Source organism: Sulfolobus islandicus Y.N.15.51 (assembly GCF_000022485.1).
Classification (GTDB): domain Archaea; phylum Thermoproteota; class Thermoprotei_A; order Sulfolobales; family Sulfolobaceae; genus Saccharolobus; species Saccharolobus islandicus.
On the sequence record NC_012623.1, the window covers coordinates 2,127,517 to 2,150,000 of the forward strand.

The following is a 22,484-nucleotide window of genomic DNA, read 5'->3' on the forward strand; positions in this document are numbered from 1 at the left end:
ATTATGAGTATAATAAAATATATTCTTTTATTTATTAAGAAAAAATATGAGGTTTAATGTTGAATTTATATTTGTAATATGATTTTGGGTCTACCGTTGAATATGGTATATAAGGAGTAGAGTACAAGGGCCAGCACGAAGATCAACGTGCGAAAAACAAACTTGGTGGAACTGGTGAATGGGAGAAAAGCCTTAATGTTCCTATAAGAGGTCTCTATGGGACCCCTTACCTTATTGTACAAATCCAACACTTCCCTCTTGGATAGGTCTAGGTTAGTAGCCCTAGCAAAATAAACAAGACTCTTTCTCCTCACTTCTTCCTTGCTGTACACGAGAAGCCTGAACTTGACCTGCTCATCCCTCCTATGCCTCTTACTATTAGTTGTGTAATCCCCGTCAAACTCCTCATACACCTTAACATCCCCAACAGGCACAGCAACTATATACTTAAACTGTGAAATGAAATTGAGCACATCAACAGTGTAGAAACCAGCGTCAAGAGTTATCAACCTTATCTTGAATCCCATTGCCATTACTTGCTCCACAAGAACCTTCACTATGTCGTCCTTAGTCATACCGTTCACTTGCGGAATAAAGGCAAGTAAAAGTACTTTCCCCTTATACTTGGTTGTTGCGTAGTTCCACGAGTTTCCTTTTTCAGAGCTCCCTTTCACTGGTTTCCCATACCACGTCTTGGTTGTCCAGTCTATTGAAAGATCTATCTCCTTTACCCCCTTTAATATCTCCAAGGATATTTTCCTAGCTCTTTCCAATAGCTTTTCAATCACTTCCATCCCTTGTTTCTCTACGTAATTCCTCACGGTCTGTGGGGATACGTCATACGCTCTGGACTTGTTCTCTACAGAGTCGTTCCACAAACACGCGGAGATGAGAGTTTTCGCTACCTTCTCTACCTTCTCTCCTTGGAAGTTCAGCATGGAAAGTAATTTATATCCTATTTGTTGAATGTTATTTTGGTGAGGGAGACCGGGTGTTACCATCTTCCTATGTCACGTGGTAATACTCCATCTCCCTCACCTTAAACCCTTTCTTCAATTGAATTCTTTATACTCTTATAAATTTCTTTATCTTTTATAAATTCGATATTATCCTACCAGAAATATTTTTCTAATATGATTTTGGGTCTACCGTTCAGGGCGGTGAGAAAGTCAGTGACCATCTCGTCTACCACCAAATAAAAGCTGAATTGATGATAGGGCGATAAGCTCTCTGGAGGAAATCTTAGCCCTTTTAAGACGTGAGGAAGCCGTAAAACCTATCAGTTAGTTTACGTTAACTTTTATATTTAAGCCCTTTTTTAAATAATATGTAATGTTTACTATCGCTTTAAGGGTTTTATGGAACGGAGGAGTTGCCAGAATTGCAGTGGAACAGGCTAGGAACGCTAAGGCTAAGTTATTAGTATATAGAGAATCCTTTTACAATTACGATCTCAGTGGAATATACGTTGAGTTCTTGAGAAGGAAAGGAGAGAAAGGATTCCTCACACCTCTCTTTAGGAAGATAACGGAAATTTACGCTAAAAATAGGGGTGATGAAGCAACTGTGGATTTAGATCTTATAGTTAAGGCATCTAGAATTATTAAGGAACCCGCGTTGTTTCACGATCAATTTGCTGGGATTACTGGTTATTTACGTAAGGTATTTCATGGAGAAGATTACGCGATATATCTTCATGAGACTTCTTTAACTTTAAAGGGTATTAAATATCTAATACCTAAGGTAATGGAAAGAAAAGTATTAGAAGGTGCTAAAATCATACTTACAAATTCACAATGGAACAAAAGAGTTCTAGAGGATAAAGGTACGGGAGCTGAAGTGTTATATCCAGGTTGTTACACAATAGATGAGGTTGAAGAAGATAAGGAAAATTTCGTTTTAGCGGTATCAATGTGGGATGAGGGGAGGAGACCAGAAATTTACGGTGAGATAGCTAAAAGAATAAAGGGAAGGTTAATAATGGCGGGATCCTGGGCAAGAAGGGATACTATGGAGGAGTTTAAAAGAAAATACCCAGAAGTTATAGTAACTGGTAGGATTAGTGAAGATAAACTGAGGGAACTTTATAAAAAAGCTTCCTTAACTATACGCTTTGGATTCGATGAAAGAGGACCTGGTATGGCTGTTTTGGAGTCCCTATGTAATGGTACGGCTGTAATAGTAAATGACGGAATAGGAGGAAAGGAGTTCGTAATTGAAGGGGAAAACGGTTATGTGGTAAAAGACTGGAAGGAGGCTGTAGACAGAATAAACGAGGTTTTAGAGAATCATAAGCTTAGAAGAAGTCTTTCAATTAACGCTTTAGAAACAGGTAAGAAATACTCTTGGAGAAACCACGCAATTAAGCTAACGGAAATTATGGAAAAGTTAGCTTAACTCCACGGTCTCAAACTTTTCTCCAAAAATTAGCATAAACCAGAATTTTTATGTATTTTATTCATCTCGTTTTTTACGTGAAAAAAGAGATTCTCATACTGACGAGCAGTTTTAAGGTAATTTCAAATAAATGAACATTATTGGACATAAAAAGAGTGACATGAAAAACATTAAATTATGAAGTTCTTCGTATGATTGGCATTCTATATCAGTTGTTAATCCTTTTAAACATTAAACCCAGTTATATATTTACATGGGAAGTATTAATCATGATGAGATACTTAGAAAATATCTTAAGGAATTTATTAATAATAATTATTTATCTTGTTATCTTCATGATCTCTTTAAAAGTATTATAGTGAGGGTGGACAAGAGAGAAGAGACTGTGATATTACAGCTAGTATTAGTGAGCAAACTAGTGAATTTGCTAAAAAATGTGCGTCTTAGAGACAGTCTTGAAAAACTACCCTCAATAATTTTAAATCCGATCACCTTATCTCCGATATTTTATATAGATAGTGAGGGAAACCTTTTTGTTGTTAATTTTACAGAACAATTTGAGAAACAAGCCGAGGAATATGTGAAGTACTTTCTAAACTATAAATACGGAAACAAAATATATGATAGGATTAAAGAGAAAATTATTAGATGTGCTAAAGAGAATATTAACAAATGTGAGAAGTTAAGTAGTGATGAATTCGTTGCATTAATAGACGCTAATAGGTTTATGGCTCAAAGGAGCTGGATCTCTGCAAACGATATAAGTATACATGCTCATCTGCGAGGTGCTTTATTAGCTTTACTGGATAATGTTGTATTAATTCGCTTGTATAATCCGTTTTATTCTGATTATAAGACCCTAAAGGATTTAGAGGGAGTTTATGCTATAACTAAAATATTTTTATATTATTTAAATGATTGTTTATTAAGAAAATTAGCAAATGTAAGTCTTAATGATGCTATAGAAAGAATTGCTAATGATTTACCGAAGGATAAGTATAATACACCATTAATAGATTTTTATACACCGTTTATTTTTGATGTCGATGATAAGAGTATACTATTATTTTATGTTAAAGATAGGTTAAACGATATAAGAGAGTGTGCTAGGCTGTCGTTTGTAAATACTATTAATGAGGTTATTGGTAGTTTATCCCACTCTAAAGTAAAGGAGACAATAACTCTTAGAGTGGATTTGCTTAAGGAACGTGAAAAAATACTGAGTGATCCAGAAGCTTTGAATGATTTTCTCAATATCCCAAGTTCCATTTCATTAATTGAAATAGAGAATCTAGAAGTCGAATTTAATGGTCTGGATACAACTGATGAGCTATGCAGTGTATGTAAGTTAAGGAAAGGTATTAAGGAAGAGCTAATTCCAAATGTAGTTAGCAAAAAAGACGACGAAAAGTTATGCAACATGTGTCTTACAGTCAGACTTGCACCGCATGTCGTAGGAAGGACTTCAGCATCAAAAAGAGGTGATATAGAAAACGTAGATATAAAAAATGAAGGTTGGTATAGCTTATTTAAAAAAGAAGATAGTAGTGTGGGAAGAAGTATAGATGAGTTGACTGAGGGGTACGGAGATGATGTGGTATTTCTAGGCATAAGATTAGATTTAGAAAATTGGAAGGATTTATCAATCTCTTTATTTAAAGCCTATAATGTTGATCTTAACACTTTATACAGTTTAGTTGATAATTATCTAAGAGACCTCATTAAAAAATCTTTAGATTATTTTTCAAACTTTCAAAATAATACTAGAAAAGAGAACTTAATTACGAGTATAAATATCATATTGGAATGCTATAAACAATTAAAAACTAATTCTGAAATGTTAAAGAAATTAGAAGACTCCTTCATAGACTTACTCGCAGATGCGGTTAATAGCAACAAGATAGATATAAATAGACTTGCTGAAAAGATCTTAAATACGTGCGGAAATGTAAATGATGAAAAGAGCAAACTACATAATATTATAAAAAAATCGATTACTAATCTTACGAATGATCTTAATAATTTCTTGAATAAGATAAGGTCAAATAACAGCACTTTATTAAATGCTATTTATGTAAAGAATAATATAATAAATCATGATTCGTTAGCAATTCCTAGATCATTAGACAGACAGTTCTCTATTAAACAAAGCTTTTCTATGATAATCGAATATATTATGGCTTCGTTATACATCAAAAAAGTGGATCACATAACTTTAATAGTGCCTTCGATCACTACGCCACTCTTTTTAGCGGTAATTCGTAAGAGGGATTTTAAGAAGTTATTCGAAGAAGTCTTATATCCTGTTTTCAAGATGCTTTTAGAGAACTCTAAAGCTGGCATACCAAATGCTATTTTAACATACTTCATTAAGGCTAAAGCATATACACCTATTCATATAATTAAGGAAGTTATAAATATAAAACCTAGACCTATAAAGGAATCCAGCGTATTATTAGTTCCAGTAATAGTTAATAGAAATAATTTACCTATCACAGAGTTAATAGGAGTCAATATTGATAGTTTTAAGGAAATTGCAGATTTTGTAGAAAGGGAGGTTCAAGATAAAGAATCCTTAATAAGTCTCTTAAGATCTTCTGCTGAGGATTTACCTTATCCAGCTTTTGAAGGTTGTAGTAAGTTACCAGTGATTTGCAACGATATAATAAATAAGTGGAAAAGAGGAAAAGCATTTTCTATTCATTACGACGATGATACGAAATTAAAGGGATATGTAGCGAGGTTATTACAATGAAAGTGTTTAGAATAAAATTACGTGCTTATAACGGTTTTAATAAGGAAATTTTACCATCTACGACGATTGCTGGAGGAATTACTTATGGTGCTTATCTTAATAAACATGAATTACATACTAACGTAGGTTTTACCAATTTTTATAAAAGTAATGATAGCTATAAATTATATCTCTCCAGAATTAAATTAAATAGAATTGTAAATGAATCCGAGCCGTTTTATTCCTTTAAATATGTAAACAAAGGAGAGTACTATTTAATTTATACTGGTTATGCGGTTGCAGATAAAGAAGATGATTTAATTGACCTCATTAACAAATATGGCACATATATTGGCAACTGGAACACTGTGTTTGTTTTAGATAGTATTTCTGAAGTTAATAATATTAATGATTTATGTGTTTATAATCTACCTATTACTGATCTTTCCGAGCTATTGCTGAAATATAAAGAAATAAAAGTAGAAGTTCATAAATATGTAAATTCTAATTATATTAATCTAACGCCTTGCAAGATATATTATGATCCCGTAGAAAGAAAGTTTAAAATAACTCGAGATCGTAATGTTTACCTCGCTACTTTCAAAGTTGGTGAAATGAATATAGGACATTATTACGATGAATCGGCATTAGATAATTTAAGTATATTTGATAAGATTTATGTGAAAACGGGATTCGGAGTTGTAGGTCCATGTCTATAAAGTATATTATCAATTTTAATCCTAAACGCTTTAAAATGAGATCCTACGATATGCCTAACAAAATAGAAGAGGATAAGATCGTGAATTACCTTTGGTACCTTAAAACTTTATTAAGATGCTTATTAAAGCTAAAAAACCTACAAGAAAGATACGTTTTAGGAAGTGGTAAGAGTAGTATTCCTTATATATCTAGAATATCACTTAATATTAACCAGAATAAATTAATTGTGATATGTCTTTTAGAGGATGATAGCACATGCGATTTGATATTCAAGGTTATTGAGGACGAATTTATAAGAAATAATAAATTAACTGACATGATAAGCGGGGATGAAATAATTAGGAAATGCGCTAAATAACTTCATATTCAGCCCTAATTATGCCAAACCCTCTAGATTTAAATCTACCTAATCTCACCATACCATTATTTATCTGCTCTAAGGCCTTAATTATTACATCTTTACACTCATCATCTTCACAAAGTACATCAAACTCTATCTGATCTTTACTTACCTCAACGTCTAACCCCTTACTATTTGTCTTAATATCATAACTGAACCTCAAATTACCTATCAAGTACGTATTAACGTTTTTATGGCCCATAACTATTCTCATCTTCGCTCTAGCATTTTCACTACCAAAAACTCTACATACTATACAAGGACTTGAGAATTTATCAATAATACTTTCTAAAACACTAGCATACACTTTACTCTCACAATCCTTACTTTCCCTTAGCTTCTGAAGCTCAGCACAAACAAAAGACTGCCTCACAAATTTTACACCATTTTCACACTTTTTTAGTTCCTCTTCTATTTTTTCCCCATTTAAAATAAGTATCTTTGCAGTTACCGTCTCACATACACTTTCAAAAAATGCGTAACATGCAGCAGTCCTCAAAATACCTTTAATTGATGTAGGAGGAATAAATTTAAACGAAGGATCAATACCAAAATAAAACACCACTTTTCTTTCTCTCGTCCTTAAACTGGAAGAAATATTATATGGTGTTAATGGAGTTAATTTAACGTGAATCCTAATCAAGGATCTTTCACTTGTAAATTCTTATAATCTAAAATTACTTGCAACCTTTCTAGCAATTTCTCACCAATTAGATTTTTATTTATAAAGGAATTGGCAATACATATTGCATAACTTTCCTTTCCAAGAAATTTTATTTTTACCGTTTTCATCATAGTAACATACATATTACCATCTGAAAGCCTTACTGGCGGTCCTTCAAACTCTTCCCTTGGTAAAGACCTAAATATATCATAACTTACTAGACACTCGCCGTCAAACCCCGAATCTATTTTAAACTTAACAGTAACACCCTCAACCTCTAAATCAAGATTCATGATAAAGACCACACACCCTTGATCTTTATTTCATACTTCTTATCCTTTACCTTATCCAATACCTCCTTCAATTCCTCCCCGTTTTTAGCCTCATATTCCTCACCCGTCTCAACTTTTACGATAAACGTCACCTCTCCCTCAGTAACAAGATTTAAAGAGTTTATAAACGTTTCAGGGAAGAGTTTACATATAATTTTCCTCTCACACGCTAAACCCTCTCTGGGCTCAGAGATATTTAACGCAAACTTTCCCTTAAATATCACAGAGTTAAATTCCATCACCTCCCCCGGTATGTAAAGCCTAAAGGTACCGTAGCCAGAACTCCCCCTACCGCCGATCCAAACTTCGCCTTTCCTCGCCTTGTCCCTTAATACTTTCAACATCTCGATAACCCTTTCAGTTAAAGAATCCTCTAAAACGGCAAGAAAGCCGAGGAATTTAACACCGGCAGGGATAATTTCCTCAGTAAATAGTTTTCCCTTTTCTGCGGTTCCGGTAATTCTATTTATTGCAACATGAGTGATCCTCTCCAGAAGTACTGGGAACGGGTCTACAGCTACCAAGTCGGTAAACTTTACAAATCCCCTAACCCCGGAAGTTCCCAAAACCTTACAAACCTCACATAAGTTCTTCCTCCCGGTTAACTTAATCCAAGCTTCCTTTAACTTACGCTTTTTCTCATCCTCAATTAACGCTAAGTTCTCACACCTATCCAGATCGGAAGTTACGTAACAAGCTTTATCTATTCCGTATCCGGTAATTTCCAAATACTGTTTAAAAACTTCCTCCAAGTTCTCTCCTACCTTATCTATTAACCCGCTGTATACGTATTTCTCTAATTCCTCCTTGAGATTTTCGAAAATTAACGTCCTCTCTTCATAGTTGAGGTTTTTTATGTTTTCTAAGACCTTTTGGTTACCACTCCCGCTGACATTCCCCCTCTTCTCTTTCCTTAAATACCTCTCGTATACAGAACGGAGTAATCCCTTAAAGCTAGTTGCGGATATTGCTGGAATGTAATAGTTCTCATCGTTTATTTGAAGGGGGATTTTATAAGTTACTAAATCTGCAGAAGAGTAATCGAAGTAAACTCCCGTAGTCCCTACTCTAGTTATTGAGAGTGTTTCTAATACTACAGGTAATATTTTCACGACCTCAACACCCTTATTAACTCCTCCTTAGCCTTATTAACATCTCTATAATAAAGTGCTTTTATTACTCGCTCGACATCCAATCTCTTAAACGATCTGAGCGTGAGGATTAAGTTATTTATGATCTTTTGATCGTCAATCCCAGAAATTATATACTGTTGCATGACATTTATTAAAATCTTTGCCTTTTCCATTTCATCTTCCTTACTTACCATAAAATATTTTTCCTTATTGTATCTAATAACTTTTGATGTATGAAGAGTTATTGGAATACTATGAGGCGTTAAAGCTTTGTGAGGACTGTAAGGAGATAACTACCAAGTTGAGGAGGTATTTAGAGTTAATTGAAAAGGATATGGGAGTTGCTGAGAAAGTTAGAATTATTAACACTAGAGATGAAGTTAATGTGATAAGAGAAACGCTCTTCCAATTAATATTTTATTTATGGGGGAAAGAGCAGATGGATGACTAGATGAAGTTTTAGACAAGAGATTATTTATCTCCTTATATAAAACATATTAGTCAGATCTATGTAATACTGCGTGTTACCAATTAGCGGAAAAGTTTAATAAGAAATTTTAATATATATATATACTTACAGATGTTATACCCCGCACTAATCAGTAGACCCAAAATCGCCTCCTCAAAAATAAATCTATAGTATTAATAAACATTTCTCTAATTTAACTAGATAATCCTTAAAAATGGATATACTATCAATGAGTAAAATAATGAGTAATAATCTGAAATTTTCTCTCTTCACACTACTCTTGAATATCGTAAAGAGAATAAATTAGCACTTTATAATAAGGAAGATTAATTTAGTAGTTCCGATAAATTCCTAATCAATTAATGGATAGTATTAATATTAAGCTATTAAATTATGTTACAAGTAATCCGTTATTAGAACATAACATAACTTGTGCCCTTATAAGCTCACTTATTTGTAACTTAATAACGACACTATCAATAACATCATGAATTTTTAAGTGTAATATTTAAGTTAAACGTATAGAAATTTCATTATAATATAATTTACAAGTTATTTCGCTATTAAATAAAGAATCTTAGTTATCCTCTTTAAACTAGAGGGGATAAATCCTTCAACTATCTTAACTTCTTCATTACTTATTATTCCTAACAATTTGAAACCCAAAAGAACTACTATTAATAATACTTCCCAATTTATGAAAGCTAAAAAAGATAAACCTATCAACGCAAGGCCTACAATTTCCCTCCTTTCCAGTTTGAATACACCTTGGAAATGAGAAAAGAGTAAGTAGAGAAGTGAAGTAATAATCGCGTTAAAAGCTTGAGCAATTGCCGCTCCGTAGATACCTATCCTAGGAATTAGATAATAAGACACTCCTACGACTTCTGCTGCGCTAATTATGCCTATAATTATGAAAGGCCTATAATCCTTTTTTGCGGCAATCATAAAAGTGGATAAGAGCTGTAACGGCATCGTTGAAGTTAAGGACAGAATTAACAACTGCATTGAAGGAATTCCTAAAACGTATTGAGGGAAAAATTTCGAAATGAAAAAAGGGGAAATAGCGTAACCTAAAATAGCTAAAGGTAGAGAAATTAGAGTAACAATTCTAAAACTTATAGAGGAAATCTCTTTCATGTCCTTTCCCTTTGTGTAATAATACGTCGAGGAAGGGAGAAGAGAAGAAGAGAAAGATGAGAAAAGCATTGATGGAACCACTGATGCTAAGGCTACTAACTGGTATATACCTAGATAATACGAGCCTAAAAGGAAAGCAGTAACTACCCTGTCCCCTTGACCAGAAATGAAATAAACGACGCCGGTTAAGTATATAGGAAAACCTACCTTTGCAATTTCCTTAAACGTAGTCTTGTCAAGAGAGAACTTGAATTGGAGGTAAATTTGATAGTATATGGCCCTAGAAACTGCCCCCAGAATCCAAATCAATATTAGGAGTTCTATACTATGGTAGAAAATTGCTATGATTGAAAAACCCCACCTGGAAATAGTGAAGACTGCATTACCTACATTAACTTCAGTAAACTTACCTAAACCCGTTAATAATTGGCCTTGATAGTTTGTGAAAAGATAGATCACGAAATAGGGGATAGACATCCATAAATATGACGGAAAGAACAAGAGGAAAAGGAGGAAGGGAGATACTAGGAGAGAATAAGAAAGAGATGTGTAGACGATCTTATCATAACCTTGAGAGGAAGCGTAAGAATGTGAAACTTCTCTTGTAACTAACTGGTATGGAAGGATAGAGAAGAATGCTACAGTAATGGTCTCCATAAGTTGAATTATTGCCACTTTTCCTACGAAGGATGGAGTAGCGAAGTGTCCCGCTACAAGGAAGAACGCTAGTGCAAGAACTGAGTTAAATAACGTTGTGGAAAGGAATTTCAGTGTCCCACTTAATGGATTCACATAATGTAAATACTGTGGAAATTTTTAAAGGTTTAGGTATAAAAAGTAGTCAAAATATCACTTTGTATTTAAAGATAGATTTTATATTACTATCTTATTCAATAAAAAATCTGATGAAACATCAAATAAAATATTTTTAACAATTCAAACATTATAATCGTCTTACTATTTTTATATAAGTTTATGCATTGGTCAGACAATCTGGCGATGTTAAGTCTTAATCTGACAATTTAATTATGGTTCTGCAAGATCTATACCCAAGGACTTCGTGTATGATGAATAGGTCGCCTATAATTATTTTCCAATAGTTCGAATGTTTTTCCCCTTAACCATAAGTATATATCATTACGTAACATGAGATAATATCTTAAGAAATTGGAGTAATACCCATACTTTTCACGATCTTTATCAATTCTATGTAACATGAGCTTTAGAGCCTACCAGTAATTTCCCGCATAGCCTCGAATAAAAGTTTAACTTTTCTCCAGGCTTATGTAAGATCGTTCTCTCCCTACAAACTAGAGGTAACTATCCTAATTTTTCAGCTTAATAAGTGTATTTATTATCTAATCTACAAGAAATAAACTCTCTAAGAAAGGTTGTTTTAACGCATAGTCTACATTCAATATCATACCGCTATTGACTATCCCCTAGCTGTGTAAAAGTTAGAGTTTGGAATTTCCTTAGTCTATTAGAGCATTATCTATATTCACACTTAATATTATTGGCAGTGGATCTCCCTTTTCTTTTAGCTCTTTAACTTCTCTTATAACTTTGCTGAGTGTGGTGATAGTGTCGTCATTGACCTACAAATTTCCGGAATTAATTTTCTCTCCCATAAGACTATTGCTAGAGAATCTTGATTACCTCCAAACTTCTATTTACAGCCTTTGTAGCCCTCTTAACGAGCCTATCCCTCAATTAAAGACTCATATCTTCAAAGCCTCCTCCCTAGAATGATGATGATAACTAGCATCACCCAAAAAACTTACCACAACCCCTACACAAATACTTCTGCCTACCAGCAGACTTGACGACATGATGATTACCACAAGAGGGACAAGAAATGTCTAGCCTAATTACAGACTTCCTACCAATAAGTAATTACAAGTATAAATAGGTCAATAACGACACTATCATCACACTGAACAATATTGCATAAAATTTATTTAGAGGATTTAATGAAAAGGTCTTGATGGCGGAACTGAAGAAAGTTAGCGTTATTAAACTTTTGTATTATTTGATACCTTTATTCTTAGACGCTGCGTTATTATCTACTTATCTTCAAGGTGGGATAATTTATTGGTCAGATTCAAGATTTCCATTTAATCCGATAATATGGCTCAATAAAATATTTCTAGATTATTGGAACAGTCCTTTCTTTCCTGGAGCTCCTTACGAGTATTCTCAAGATTTTCTGTTTATAGGTTTATTCATTTATTTGTTTTATGATATTTTTCATTTATCGTTATATATTTCTGAATTTTTATATCTTTTAATATTTTTTTATCTATCACAAATAGGTTTTATAAAACTATTAGGCATAATTGAAAAAATATTTGATAAAAAAACAGATAAATATACTTATATTGGGGCTCTTGCAGGAGGGTTTTTATATACATGGGGTTTTTATGCATATTCCCCTCCAATTTTAGGTGTAAACTATCCCTTCTTCGTCTTTTATTCACTTTTTCCTTTATTCTTATATTTTAGTATAAAATACGTTTTTATGGATAAAGATCACATTACATTATCCTTATTTGCAATTTATTTAATATTACTTAGTGGTACTCAATTTACAGAATTTCCATACTTGCTATGGACTATTGTTATATATGTATTGATAATGTTGTCTTTATGGAAATTAAGCAAAAAGGGTACTTTAGTTAAACTTATAAGAAGAAACGCTATAATATTTCTAATTAGTATTGTCGCTGATCTCGAACAATTGTATCAAACTATAAATGCTTCAATAAGTGCGTACCATTATGGTACTCATCAAGAATTTTTAGGTAAACCTGTAGTTATCTTTGAGACCTTGTATACTTATGAGAGTTTTCATATCCAAACAGTATTTTCTTTATTTTCAAATTATGATTTCTTAGGTCTTTTAGTATTTATATCATTAGTCGCATTTGTTTTTGGAATTAAGAAGGATAAAATTAGTAAGTTCCTCTTGTCAATATTATTTCTGTTTATATTTGTTGGGGGATTGCTAACTGGAATAATAAATGTTATTCCATTATACTCATTATCTTCAACGCCTATCGGATTTGCAGCCATCGGATTCATGTATAGCATACAATTTATTTTCACTGGTTTCGTTTTATCATTTACAAGTAGCCTCATACTTTCATACGTCATTCCCTGGGCAATCTCGTTCATAAATTCTAGTTATAAAAAAATATTAGCCATAATAGTTATATTGCTTATATTATCGTCTTACATTTACTCTTTTAGAATCGGAGAATATCATGCAGAGTTTAGCGCTTTCAATCTACCAGTAAATGCTACAAACATCTTTTATCCTCCATCTGAGTTAGTTACTACTGGCAATTATCTCAGTTCTCATGCTGCTTATTACAATATACTAAAATTCCCTCAAGAATACACTTCTGGCATGTATGACGATAACGGAACTAAGGCAGTATTGTATACATATTACCCACTTTCAGATTATATATACGGAACCGTAATAAACATTCCTGCAGTAAACGTTGTATATCCTTTATATAAATATTTCCCTAGTTGCGATTTTAAAAATATAACAAATTACTTTGTTTTATTAGGTGCTAAATATATCGTTCTTAATAAGCAAGAATACCCTGGCCCCGGTGTGCCGTTGGGTTACGCAGGAGGCTATCCTTGGAATTATACGAAGTTCATCGATGCGCTATCGAGTGCTCCAAATATAACGTTAGTAATGGAAAATAAGTATTACAATGTTTACGTGATAAACTTGAATGTAAGTTTATTATATCCATCGGAAGGACTTGCAGAAAACTTAAGCTATGATCAATTGTTCTTTCTTTACTCAAATAATACGCTGAAAGCTCAGACACAGAGCGTGATTTATGGATTAGGTGCTATAAATATAACCAATATATCGGACGTTCATATAAAAATTGTTAATAATTACTGGAATGAAATATATGAAATCCAGGTTAATGCTTCAAGGCCGTTTTATTTAGTTTTCGATGAGGGCTACTCGCAATTATGGGAAGTATTAATAAACGGTGAAGTGAATACCCATCATTATATAGCCAATGGTTACGCGAATGCGTGGCTAATGCCTGCTGGAAATTACGAAGCGGTTTTAGAGCTGAGTATAGTGAGTACAATACATTTACTTTACATAATAACATTCTCTAGCTTAATAATATTGGCATTAATTTATGTAATATATAGGTTCAAAAATTTCAAAAAGTGAGTTAAAAATGGTAAAAATAGCGGTTCTCGTAGATTATGATCCGCAAGGAGGATCGGGGTATGTTGAGAAACAGGTCAGTGGTAGACTCATGTAGTCATATGACGATAATATCAGAAATTATATATAAGAATGATTGGAGTGAAATTGATGTAACATTAAAGGAATTAAAATGCGAGAATATTAAACTGATTTTTAATTTTGATTATTGGCCTATTAATCATTATCAAGTTAATCTCTTAACCACAACCTTAAAGCTATTACTAAGTTTCCTTATCTATTGGGAGAAAGTTATTATTATGCAAAGAAATTGAAAGTAAAGAGTGCAGTACTGTTACAAGGTATGGGTCTAAACACACTCAAGTTCGGTTTACCTTATATTCTGATCAAGTATTTGAAAATGAAAAGTGAACTTCCTATCGATATATTCTTAAACACAAAAAATAAATTTATTTATACAGTTTATAAAGGATTAAGAGAGAGCTTTATTTCCAATTTTATTAAGTATTTAAACGCTATTACACCGGATTTACGATGTGTCACAAGGTCAGTTGACATCTTCGAGTCTTGTCAGATCTAAGAAAGCAATTGTGATAGATCCTCCTTTAGCTGTAGAGAAAGAACTATTGAGTAAACGGAAGGATGTAAACGGAAAGAAAGATTATTTTGTATTTTACGCCAGGTTGATCCCATTAAAAGGAATATTGGAACTTCCCTTTATCGTTAAGGAAGTTATCGCTTTAAGCGGGTATAAAGAATTGAAAGTATTTATAATGGGGAAGTTTCCCGTGGTAGATTTAAGGAATTTCTTTTTTCTCTTTAGTTAATAAATTATGTCTGGAAGAAAACATAGTATACAAAGCTTACGTAAGTAGGGAAGAATTACTTAATACCGTATCTGAAGCAAGATGCTTAGTATATCCTTCTCATGAAGACTCTTTTTCTCTGGCTATATTGGAAGCAATAACTATGGGAACTCCAGTAGTGGCATACGACATCTCTGGACCTAAATCGGTATATAGCGGATTAAGCTCTGTAAGATTCGTAGATGAGTTTAACATAAAATCTATGGCAACTGAAGTCGTAAAGATTTTAAAAATGACCGATGATGAGTACAACTCCCTTATTTATAACGACAAAATGGATAAATTCATTGAAAAATATACCGATTGGAATTTAGTAGTTGAGAGATATTACAGAAACTTAATGTCATTATTATAATAATGTTACTATTCTCTGAAAGCGTACAGTTTACCTAATATTAACCCTCTTCTAAATTGAGTATCCATTAATTCCGGTTTAGTTACTTTCACTTTAAATCCGGCATTCTCCAATTTTCTTTTCAGTAAAGAGTATCCATAGTGATATTCCATTATAATCTGGTCAGAATATTCTAATGTAGAACTGTCTTCATTTAATATGAAATCGTATTCACATACTTCGCAGTCGAGCTTTAATACACTTCCTTTCTCTATTTGGAAATTTTTTATTATACTCTTTAATGAGTACGACGGAACCGTATAACCATTATTTGTATTTATCAGCGGTGTTGGTCCGCCACCTAGCCTCGAATCCACAGTTATAAATCTATCAATTCCACAGGCTGCACTAACAATCTGGATATTCGTGAGGTTGTTGAGCTTTACGTTTTCCTCTGCAACTTTAGCTATTTTTGGATACGCTTCTATCGCAATAACTCTTTTTGCTCCTTTTAACGAGAAGTAAATTGCAGAATCTCCTATGGCAGCTCCGCAATCAATAACAGTTTTGTCTTTTACGTTTATATCCTGATAATCTTCCTTAACGTATACTCCAATAACGTCACCCGCAGTATAATCCTTAAAAATTATCTCATGAGTATCATAAATTACTTTAATAGTATTTTCATCCATGTCTATTATATTAATTTTCTTACCTTTTTTGTGACTTAAATAAAGAAAAGCGTAATAAGTAGAAGTATTATGCCCTTTTCCGGTTATTATAACTTTATCTCCATTTTTTTAGATAAGCAGTAAATGGGTAATGTCTTAATGCTGATTTAAGGGCTACAATTAGTGGATTTTTGTACGCTTTTGTATATAAAGGAAGTAATGTGTATGGATATCTATTGAAATAACTTATTAGAACCTCTTTAAATGACGCATAGTTAGTCATTATAAAAATAAATAATAGTAAGTATTATAAGTTTTGTGCTAAGATCTACAGTAATCGTTGCCGCGCACAAGAGGAAGGCGTTTATAAAAGATGCTATTAAGTCAATCAAGGAAAATTCATTAGAACCAACAGAAATTATAGTAGTGAAGAATTTCAAGGACAGTGAGATTGACTCTTTTTTAGGTACTTATCATATAAAGAATATTTACACAGACGATGAAACGTTAGGCGGAAAGATTTCATTGGGTATATCTGAGAGTTCTGGCGATATACTATTCTTTTTAGATGATGATGATTTATTTAGTAAGAATAAAATTAGAGAAGTCGTCAATAAATTCAGCGAGTATAATATAGGATTTTATCATAATGATCAAGAGATATTTTCTGATAAACCAATAAGTTCTTATTCTTCTATAGATAACCGAGGATTTATATATTACAGTGATATTGACTCGCAAAAATTGAAGAAGCTTTTGTTTAAGTTTAAAGCTGGATTTAATACAAGCTCCATTGTAATTAGTAGAGATCTAGCAATGAGGTGCATTGACCTATTGAGAAACGTTAAGATAACTGTTGATACATTTCTATTATTCTGTGCCATAGAAAATAAGCTACCTATAATGATAGATTTTAGAAGGTTAACCCATTATAGACGTCTTACGAGCCAGAACAGTAATAAGGACGTAAATCTATCAGCAATCAGGGTGTATTATGAGGACGCATTATATTTTAAGCGGATATTTAATAGCAAAGTTTTGAAAGATTTTATTGAAATGCCAATTATTCAGCGTGAGCTAATATATAAGATGCTTTCTAAAGAAATTAGTAGGAGAGAAGCCTTAATTGACGTGATAAAGAACTTAAAATATTCTTTAAAATACCCAACTAAATGGAATTTTTTCCTTCAAGGACTCTCTTTGATGGCAGTGTTCTCGGCAGAGAAAAGTAGAAGTTTCTATCTAAAAAAAGTACGTAGTAATTCAATGTTTTCCTAATAGTCATACTTTTAGCTTATCTAAGATAGATAGCAATAGTTTAGTTTGTTTTTGTATAGAAAATTCTTCAGCCCTCTTTCTGCTTTTTATAGTAACGTCCTCGGGATAACCTTCACTGTAAATTTTCATCGTTAAACGATAAAATTCTTCTTCATCTGACGCCAACCACCCACTTTCCCCATCTATTATAGTCTCAGACGGTCCACCAGAATATCTAAAAGCGGTAACTGGAGTCCCAGAGGCCATAGATTCTACAGGAATGTAGCCAAAATATTCAAAGTCTACTGGATACAGTGTAACTAACGCGGAAGAATAAAGATCCCTTAATTCTTCATCACTAACTTTCTCTAAATATTCAGCATTAGGTATTTTGTATCCTATAACCTTCATCTTTACCTTTTCAGCAAGTTTACTTAACAACTCAATGTGAGAGGGATATCCTCTCTTTAAAATCGCTAACACGAACTTTTCTTTACTCTTGGAAGGCTTAAAGAAGTCTGTATCTAGGGGTGGATAAACTACTGAGCTAGGAGGTCTATTATAAAATAAAGAAACATAAACTGCTGAAGTTTTACTGTTTGCTAGTACGATCTTATATTTCCTAACGAAATTGGAAAATTTTATTGTATTATGTAGGAGGAAAGAAGACCCTAAAACTGAAATTAACTTATTCTTTCTATAAAATGGTTCCCAGAAGAATACGCTAATTAAAACACCTTGACTCCAATAGACTAAATCGTTTTTAAATTCTGAAAGGGGAACTAGATCATCTGTAGCAACAATAAATTTTCCATCCTCTAACATATACTTTCTAAATGGTCTTAGAGGAGAGGAAGAGCCTAGAAGAATTCTAAAACTAGAAAACATTCCCAAACTTTTACCTAAATTGATTACTTCTATGTTTCCTAGCTTGCTAGTGTCTAGTGAAACTGATAACGAAACGATTACAGGTTCGTAATTGCTTAACCTTTTTATTCCCTTGGCGAAGTTTATTATTGCTCTGCTTGCTCCATCTCTTTCTTTAAGATGGCTGGTAAGTAAAAAGATCTTCACAGAGATTTACTTCTTCTTTGCATATATAAATCCTAAGTTCTTCAACGTATGTTCAACCTTAACTTTATACCCATTTCTGTGTAAGTTATTAACCAAATCTGTATATTCATTATCCCATTCTATGAGCAGTTCACTAATTTCCTTAATGTAAGGGGCAATGATTCTCTCACACCCATCACAATCTATTTTAGCTACATCAAAGGGCCCGTAAAGAGAAACTAATTTTGGCCAACTTATAATATTATTACTATCTTCAACTCCAACACCTTTATCTACTACGGTAACGTTATCAATTCTGTTAACTTTTAGGTTATCTCTCATCAGTTCAACTTTTCTTTTATCTATCTCTACTGCTACTACTTCCTTTGCACCCGCGATAGAGAAGTAAATTGGGGAATCTCCTATCCCGGCTCCTATATCTAACACTCTTTTACCTTTAACGTTAATTCTCCAATAATCCGAGAAAGAATCTCCCGGATAACTTAATTTCCACCCCTTCAAATAAATTTCCCTTCCTTTAAATTGAAATTTCACACTATCTTCATTGAGCTCAGTGATCCTTAGACCGGCTAACAAAACTACTTCATTAGGTTTTAAGTATAAGACTTGTCCATTTCTTAATTTACATTTTATTTTCTCTCTATAAAAATAAATGTCGAGCATTACTGAATACCAGTTTGCGAAAGTTATACTATACTGTCTTATTAATTCAAGTAGTCGTTTAGGCGGGATATACTCCATATTCTCTAATATAAGTTTTTAATTATTAAACTCCTGGTAAAAGACACAATATAGGAGTTTTACGAGTAGCATTTTAGGGAAAATTCTAGAGTTAAATAATTTTCAAAATTATGTGGAGATAAATTTTGAAGTTCCATTATATACATATTAGATTTTTATGGTATTTCATAAAATTAAATATAAATATTAATGGAGCCCTTTATAAGAATATTATAATAAGGATTTTCCAATAAATGCTATACGAGTAGCATTATATTAGGTTAAAGTAGCTTAACATATACTAAAAAGTATTAAGACTAAAAGAAGAAGTTTAGGATCGTAAAACAAGGAGGCAATCTTAGATATACGTTGCAGTGATTATCCAATTACATTAGCAAGCCCTACATAGCTAACAAAAATGGATAGCCTTTTCTAGACGGAAATTGAAAAAGAGTTTAAAGTTTAGTTTGTCGTCTGATTTTATTTTTATCTTATAGCTTTAAATCTCACTTTTCCTATTTCAGACTGTGAGTTTATTCCGTTACGGAGGTTTAAGGATAGAGATACCTATAGGATACGAGTACGTTTATTACTCAACGTTCATAGTAGGTGAGTATGATTTCTTAAGGTTCAAGAAAGAAGACACTGTACTAGATGCCGGAGCTTTTATAGGCGATTTTACAGTGAAAATTGCTAGGAAAGTTAAGGAAGTAGTAGCTGTAGAGCCGTTACCTTGGGCTTTCAAAATTCTGAAGAGGAACGTTGAGGTTAACGAGTTAAAAAACGTTACCTTGGTCAATAAGGCACTTTACGATGAAGATGGGATAAAAATTAGGATATCCGATGAGGGGGTAGGGAGTAAGGTATCAAATGAGGGGATAGAGGTTACTACGACTACCATAGAGTCCCTAGGTAAGTTTTCTGTGGTTAAGATGGATATTGAAGGTACAGAAGGTAGGTTAATTAAAGGTAATTGGTTGAATTCTGTTAGGGAAATTGCCATGGAATTACACGGTAATGAAAAGTTATTAGTATACCGGCAATGTTAAGGGATAAAGGGTTTAATGTAAGGTTTATGAAATGGAGTGATGTAGTAAAAAATTCGGTAAAGAATATCTCTTTACACTTTCTGGACTTTCTTAAAGCAGAAATGAAAACATGGATTATGAGCAACGCAATTAAGGGGTTTCTCACAAGGAATAGGGGTTACACAATCCCTTCTTTAACTAAGGAAGAATTCAAAATACTCTACGGTAGAAGATATAGCTAAACTTTGATGTTAAAAGTTAAACCTCAAAACGCAGAAGCATTAAGGAAAAGTATATAGCAGGATTTTGCTTAAATGCAAACATGGAAAAACATCCCATAAAGGATTTTTATGAAACACACTATGCTAAGTTGGATTTAACTAAGCACATGTTAGAAAGAATTACGTTAACCGAAAAGGCCTTATCCCTCTTTTTAAATGAAAAAAGGACTATAGTTGAAATAGGGTGCGGTAATGGGAAAAATTTGAGGTATTATAAGGAAAGGCTAGGATTTAAAGATGCTTACTGTATTGAAATTGCCTCTTCTGCTGAAGATGAGATAAGGAGGAACGGAATTACGCCATACATAGAGGACGTTAATACATCTAAACTTCCTTTTATGGATTCTAGTGTTAATGCGGTTATTTTTGAAGAGGTTATAGAGCATCTATATAACTCAGATTTAGTATTGAGCGAAATCCATAGAGTATTAAAGAAAGGAGAAAACGGTATTCTAATTTTATCAACTCCTAATCTATCATCATGGATTAATAGGCTGGCACTATTTATGGGTTATCAGCCCTTTTCTCACGACGTATCGTTTGTAAAGGGCTTCGGTAGGTTGGCATATAAAGACCAAACTAATGGCCACATAAAATCTTTCACTTTAAGGGCTATGATTGAGTACCTTGAATATTTCGGCTTCGAAGTCATAGACAAGAGGGGACTTATTGCAGATGGTATCCCTTCATGGCTTTCAGCTCTAGATAGATTTTTCTCCCATTTTCCATCATTAGCTTCTCACATGTTCATAGTAGCTAAAAAAGAACAGTAGCTATTAGATTTTATCTTAATTTTAAGCCAGAGCTTATCGCAAGACTCCATATAACTACTAAAATTAAGTTATGCCTTCAACTAGTTTTTTTGTATGATTTTCCCATGTATATTCCTTCTGTATTTTAGCTATACCTAACTGTAATTCCTTATATTTATTTTCATTCATATTTCTCAGAAATTCTTTAATTTCTTTAATATTGATACCATGGATAACTAAACCTACATTATATCTTGTAGCCAAATTAGCTGTTCCCAATTCATCATTAATTATCACTGGTAATGTATGCTGCATAGCCTCAATAAACGGCGTAGCTAGACCATATTCACCGTAACCAAACCTAATAAGGAATTTGCTTTTATCGTATAACTCGTGGAGTTTACTTTCACTTACACCTTCTAGCATCTCCACTTTACTTTCTATTCCTTCTTCTTTAACTTTCTTCAAAAAATATTCTTTAGCTTTTTTAACTCTCCAATTACCTACAAACAATAGTTTATAATCATCTACATTTTTTATTACTTCTATATAATTCCAGGGCTTTCTGCCTAGATCCCAAAATGAGACTGTTATTAGATAATTTTCCTTTTCTCTAAAGGATTTTTCAGAAATTTTATCCATACCGGGGTAGTTAGATGTTGCGTTTATTCCATGTTTCTCATAGATAGTTCTGGCGACCTTATCAGTAACTGCGAAAACTTTTTTTGCTTTAAGAAATATCTTTCTTTCTAGATCATTGATCATTTTTCCTAAGATCGGAAGGGAATAATTAGTTACCTTTTCGTGAACGAACACGCTAAAAGGAATTTTGTTCCTTTCAAAGGCTTTCAAACAGCCTATTGCTGTAAACTGATCGTGGCAAATTAAATAATCAGCCTTCTCTTCTTTGGCTATATCACTAATTTTCATTATAAGATCTAGATCTACAGTACTTTCAATTCCTCTATCTCTAGCGAACATTTTTGTTCCGACGTAGAAAATCGGCGTGAGTACGCCGTGTCCTTCTCTTATCACCTTGTAATCTACGTCTTTTAACATCTCTTCGTAGCCTTTAGTGTTTGTCCCCCTTAGAAATATGAGCTTAGGCTCATATCCTAATTTTTTTAACCATCTGTATTCGTTGATCGCTATTCTCTGTGCCCCAGCGGTCCAAAGAGTCCTTAGGATTATGAGTATTCTCGTCATAAGGTATTCAATTATTTCGCATATTTTTAATCTTTTGCTCTTTTATATGACAGTACCATGTCTATGACAAACAATGTGAGGAGGAGA

The 22,484-nt window shown here is 33.0% G+C and carries 23 protein-coding genes and 2 pseudogenes; 12 read left to right on the plus strand and 13 right to left on the minus strand.

Going from position 1 to position 22,484, the window contains the following annotated elements:
- Nucleotides 1–65: 65 nt before the first annotated feature.
- Complete coding sequence (locus YN1551_RS11480; protein WP_012717896.1) at nucleotides 66–1,001, minus strand: ISH3 family transposase; 936 nt, start codon at nucleotides 999–1,001, stop codon at nucleotides 66–68.
- Between the two features lie 331 nt (nucleotides 1,002–1,332).
- On the opposite strand from YN1551_RS11480, the gene YN1551_RS11485 reads away from it, so the two are divergent.
- The 4 genes from YN1551_RS11485 (at nucleotide 1,333) to csx26 (ending at nucleotide 6,209) form a co-directional block, all read left to right on the plus strand.
- On the plus strand, nucleotides 1,333–2,397 hold the full coding sequence (locus YN1551_RS11485) for a glycosyltransferase family 4 protein (protein WP_012717897.1): 1,065 nt from the start codon (nucleotides 1,333–1,335) through the stop codon (nucleotides 2,395–2,397).
- Between the two features lie 253 nt (nucleotides 2,398–2,650).
- Complete coding sequence (locus YN1551_RS11490) at nucleotides 2,651–5,152, plus strand: hypothetical protein (RefSeq protein ID WP_012717898.1); 2,502 nt, start codon at nucleotides 2,651–2,653, stop codon at nucleotides 5,150–5,152.
- Nucleotides 5,149–5,850: a hypothetical protein gene (locus YN1551_RS11495; protein ID WP_012717899.1), complete on the plus strand. Its 702-nt coding sequence runs from the start codon at nucleotides 5,149–5,151 to the stop codon at nucleotides 5,848–5,850. The genes YN1551_RS11490 and YN1551_RS11495 overlap by 4 nt, the downstream gene beginning before the upstream one ends.
- Nucleotides 5,841–6,209 (plus strand): type III-G CRISPR-associated protein Csx26, encoded by a 369-nt coding sequence (csx26, locus tag YN1551_RS11500; RefSeq protein ID WP_012717900.1) that lies wholly within the window; start codon nucleotides 5,841–5,843, stop codon nucleotides 6,207–6,209. The genes YN1551_RS11495 and csx26 overlap by 10 nt, the downstream gene beginning before the upstream one ends.
- Here csx26 and YN1551_RS11505 read toward each other — a convergent pair.
- From YN1551_RS11505 to YN1551_RS11520, 4 genes are read right to left on the minus strand one after another with little or no spacing between them, the layout of a single operon-like run.
- Nucleotides 6,202–6,894 carry an RAMP superfamily CRISPR-associated protein gene (locus tag YN1551_RS11505; RefSeq protein WP_012717901.1) on the minus strand — a complete coding sequence of 231 codons (693 nt, stop codon included), beginning with the start codon at nucleotides 6,892–6,894 and terminating at the stop codon, nucleotides 6,202–6,204. The two genes, csx26 and YN1551_RS11505, sit on opposite strands and share 8 nt — an antisense overlap.
- Nucleotides 6,891–7,208 carry a clan AA aspartic protease gene (locus tag YN1551_RS11510; protein WP_012717902.1) on the minus strand — a complete coding sequence of 106 codons (318 nt, stop codon included), beginning with the start codon at nucleotides 7,206–7,208 and terminating at the stop codon, nucleotides 6,891–6,893. Before YN1551_RS11510 ends, YN1551_RS11505 begins: the two co-directional genes overlap by 4 nt.
- Nucleotides 7,205–8,359, minus strand: coding sequence for an RAMP superfamily CRISPR-associated protein (locus tag YN1551_RS11515; protein WP_012717903.1), 1,155 nt, complete (start codon nucleotides 8,357–8,359; stop codon nucleotides 7,205–7,207). The genes YN1551_RS11510 and YN1551_RS11515 overlap by 4 nt, the downstream gene beginning before the upstream one ends.
- Nucleotides 8,356–8,574: a hypothetical protein gene (locus YN1551_RS11520; protein ID WP_012711054.1), complete on the minus strand. Its 219-nt coding sequence runs from the start codon at nucleotides 8,572–8,574 to the stop codon at nucleotides 8,356–8,358. Before YN1551_RS11520 ends, YN1551_RS11515 begins: the two co-directional genes overlap by 4 nt.
- 35 nt (nucleotides 8,575–8,609) lie before the next feature.
- Between YN1551_RS11520 and YN1551_RS11525 the strand changes: the two genes are divergently transcribed.
- Nucleotides 8,610–8,831, plus strand: a complete 222-nt coding sequence (locus YN1551_RS11525; RefSeq protein ID WP_012717904.1) for a hypothetical protein — start codon at nucleotides 8,610–8,612, stop codon at nucleotides 8,829–8,831.
- A gap of 570 nt (nucleotides 8,832–9,401) precedes the next feature.
- Here YN1551_RS11525 and YN1551_RS11530 read toward each other — a convergent pair.
- The 3 genes and pseudogenes from YN1551_RS11530 to YN1551_RS16740 form a co-directional block, all read right to left on the minus strand.
- Nucleotides 9,402–10,781, minus strand: a complete 1,380-nt coding sequence (locus YN1551_RS11530) for an oligosaccharide flippase family protein (protein WP_012717905.1) — start codon at nucleotides 10,779–10,781, stop codon at nucleotides 9,402–9,404.
- A 217-nt stretch (nucleotides 10,782–10,998) separates the two neighbouring features.
- Nucleotides 10,999–11,560: pseudogene (locus tag YN1551_RS17635) on the minus strand (glycosyltransferase); the annotation flags it as partial.
- A 153-nt stretch (nucleotides 11,561–11,713) separates the two neighbouring features.
- A pseudogene (locus YN1551_RS16740) lies at nucleotides 11,714–11,879 on the minus strand (IS1 family transposase); the annotation flags it as partial.
- 97 nt (nucleotides 11,880–11,976) lie between these two features.
- Here YN1551_RS16740 and YN1551_RS11535 point away from each other — a divergent pair.
- The 3 genes from YN1551_RS11535 to YN1551_RS17645 all read left to right on the plus strand — a co-directional run bounded on the left by YN1551_RS11535 (nucleotide 11,977) and on the right by YN1551_RS17645 (nucleotide 15,429).
- Complete coding sequence (locus tag YN1551_RS11535) at nucleotides 11,977–14,211, plus strand: energy-coupling factor transporter transmembrane component T family protein (protein ID WP_012717906.1); 2,235 nt, start codon at nucleotides 11,977–11,979, stop codon at nucleotides 14,209–14,211.
- A 533-nt stretch (nucleotides 14,212–14,744) separates the two neighbouring features.
- The gene (locus YN1551_RS17640) at nucleotides 14,745–15,035 is read left to right on the plus strand and encodes a hypothetical protein (protein ID WP_238527831.1); all 291 of its coding nucleotides are present in this window, start codon (nucleotides 14,745–14,747) and stop codon (nucleotides 15,033–15,035) included.
- A 22-nt stretch (nucleotides 15,036–15,057) separates the two neighbouring features.
- Nucleotides 15,058–15,429 carry a glycosyltransferase gene (locus tag YN1551_RS17645; protein ID WP_238527882.1) on the plus strand — a complete coding sequence of 124 codons (372 nt, stop codon included), beginning with the start codon at nucleotides 15,058–15,060 and terminating at the stop codon, nucleotides 15,427–15,429.
- Nucleotides 15,430–15,437: 8 nt separating this feature from the next.
- Here the strand turns inward: YN1551_RS17645 and YN1551_RS11550 are convergent, their stop codons facing one another.
- Together YN1551_RS11550 and YN1551_RS17650 are read right to left on the minus strand one after the other, a co-directional pair.
- Nucleotides 15,438–16,100, minus strand: a complete 663-nt coding sequence (locus YN1551_RS11550) for an FkbM family methyltransferase (RefSeq protein ID WP_012717907.1) — start codon at nucleotides 16,098–16,100, stop codon at nucleotides 15,438–15,440.
- Between the two features lie 94 nt (nucleotides 16,101–16,194).
- A complete protein-coding gene (locus YN1551_RS17650; RefSeq protein WP_238527832.1) occupies nucleotides 16,195–16,362 on the minus strand; it encodes a hypothetical protein in 168 nt (55 codons plus the stop codon).
- A 35-nt stretch (nucleotides 16,363–16,397) separates the two neighbouring features.
- On the opposite strand from YN1551_RS17650, the gene YN1551_RS11555 reads away from it, so the two are divergent.
- Nucleotides 16,398–17,357: a glycosyltransferase gene (locus YN1551_RS11555; protein WP_012717908.1), complete on the plus strand. Its 960-nt coding sequence runs from the start codon at nucleotides 16,398–16,400 to the stop codon at nucleotides 17,355–17,357.
- Nucleotides 17,358–17,360: 3 nt separating this feature from the next.
- Here YN1551_RS11555 and YN1551_RS11560 read toward each other — a convergent pair whose 3' ends face one another.
- Nucleotides 17,361–18,410 (minus strand): glycosyltransferase, encoded by a 1,050-nt coding sequence (locus YN1551_RS11560; protein WP_012717909.1) that lies wholly within the window; start codon nucleotides 18,408–18,410, stop codon nucleotides 17,361–17,363.
- Nucleotides 18,411–18,416: 6 nt separating this feature from the next.
- A complete protein-coding gene (locus YN1551_RS11565; RefSeq protein WP_012717910.1) occupies nucleotides 18,417–19,151 on the minus strand; it encodes a 50S ribosomal protein L11 methyltransferase in 735 nt (244 codons plus the stop codon).
- A gap of 506 nt (nucleotides 19,152–19,657) precedes the next feature.
- Between YN1551_RS11565 and YN1551_RS11570 the strand changes: the two genes are divergently transcribed.
- The 3 genes from YN1551_RS11570 (at nucleotide 19,658) to YN1551_RS11575 (ending at nucleotide 21,212) form a co-directional block, all read left to right on the plus strand.
- Nucleotides 19,658–20,179 carry an FkbM family methyltransferase gene (locus YN1551_RS11570; RefSeq protein WP_012717911.1) on the plus strand — a complete coding sequence of 174 codons (522 nt, stop codon included), beginning with the start codon at nucleotides 19,658–19,660 and terminating at the stop codon, nucleotides 20,177–20,179.
- Nucleotides 20,173–20,400, plus strand: a complete 228-nt coding sequence (locus YN1551_RS17655; protein ID WP_238527833.1) for a hypothetical protein — start codon at nucleotides 20,173–20,175, stop codon at nucleotides 20,398–20,400. The genes YN1551_RS11570 and YN1551_RS17655 overlap by 7 nt, the downstream gene beginning before the upstream one ends.
- Before the next feature lie 80 nt (nucleotides 20,401–20,480).
- A complete protein-coding gene (locus YN1551_RS11575; RefSeq protein WP_012717912.1) occupies nucleotides 20,481–21,212 on the plus strand; it encodes a class I SAM-dependent methyltransferase in 732 nt (243 codons plus the stop codon).
- A gap of 63 nt (nucleotides 21,213–21,275) precedes the next feature.
- On the opposite strand, the gene YN1551_RS11580 is transcribed toward YN1551_RS11575, so the two are convergent.
- Complete coding sequence (locus tag YN1551_RS11580) at nucleotides 21,276–22,397, minus strand: glycosyltransferase (protein WP_012717913.1); 1,122 nt, start codon at nucleotides 22,395–22,397, stop codon at nucleotides 21,276–21,278.
- Nucleotides 22,398–22,484: the final 87 nt, after the last annotated feature.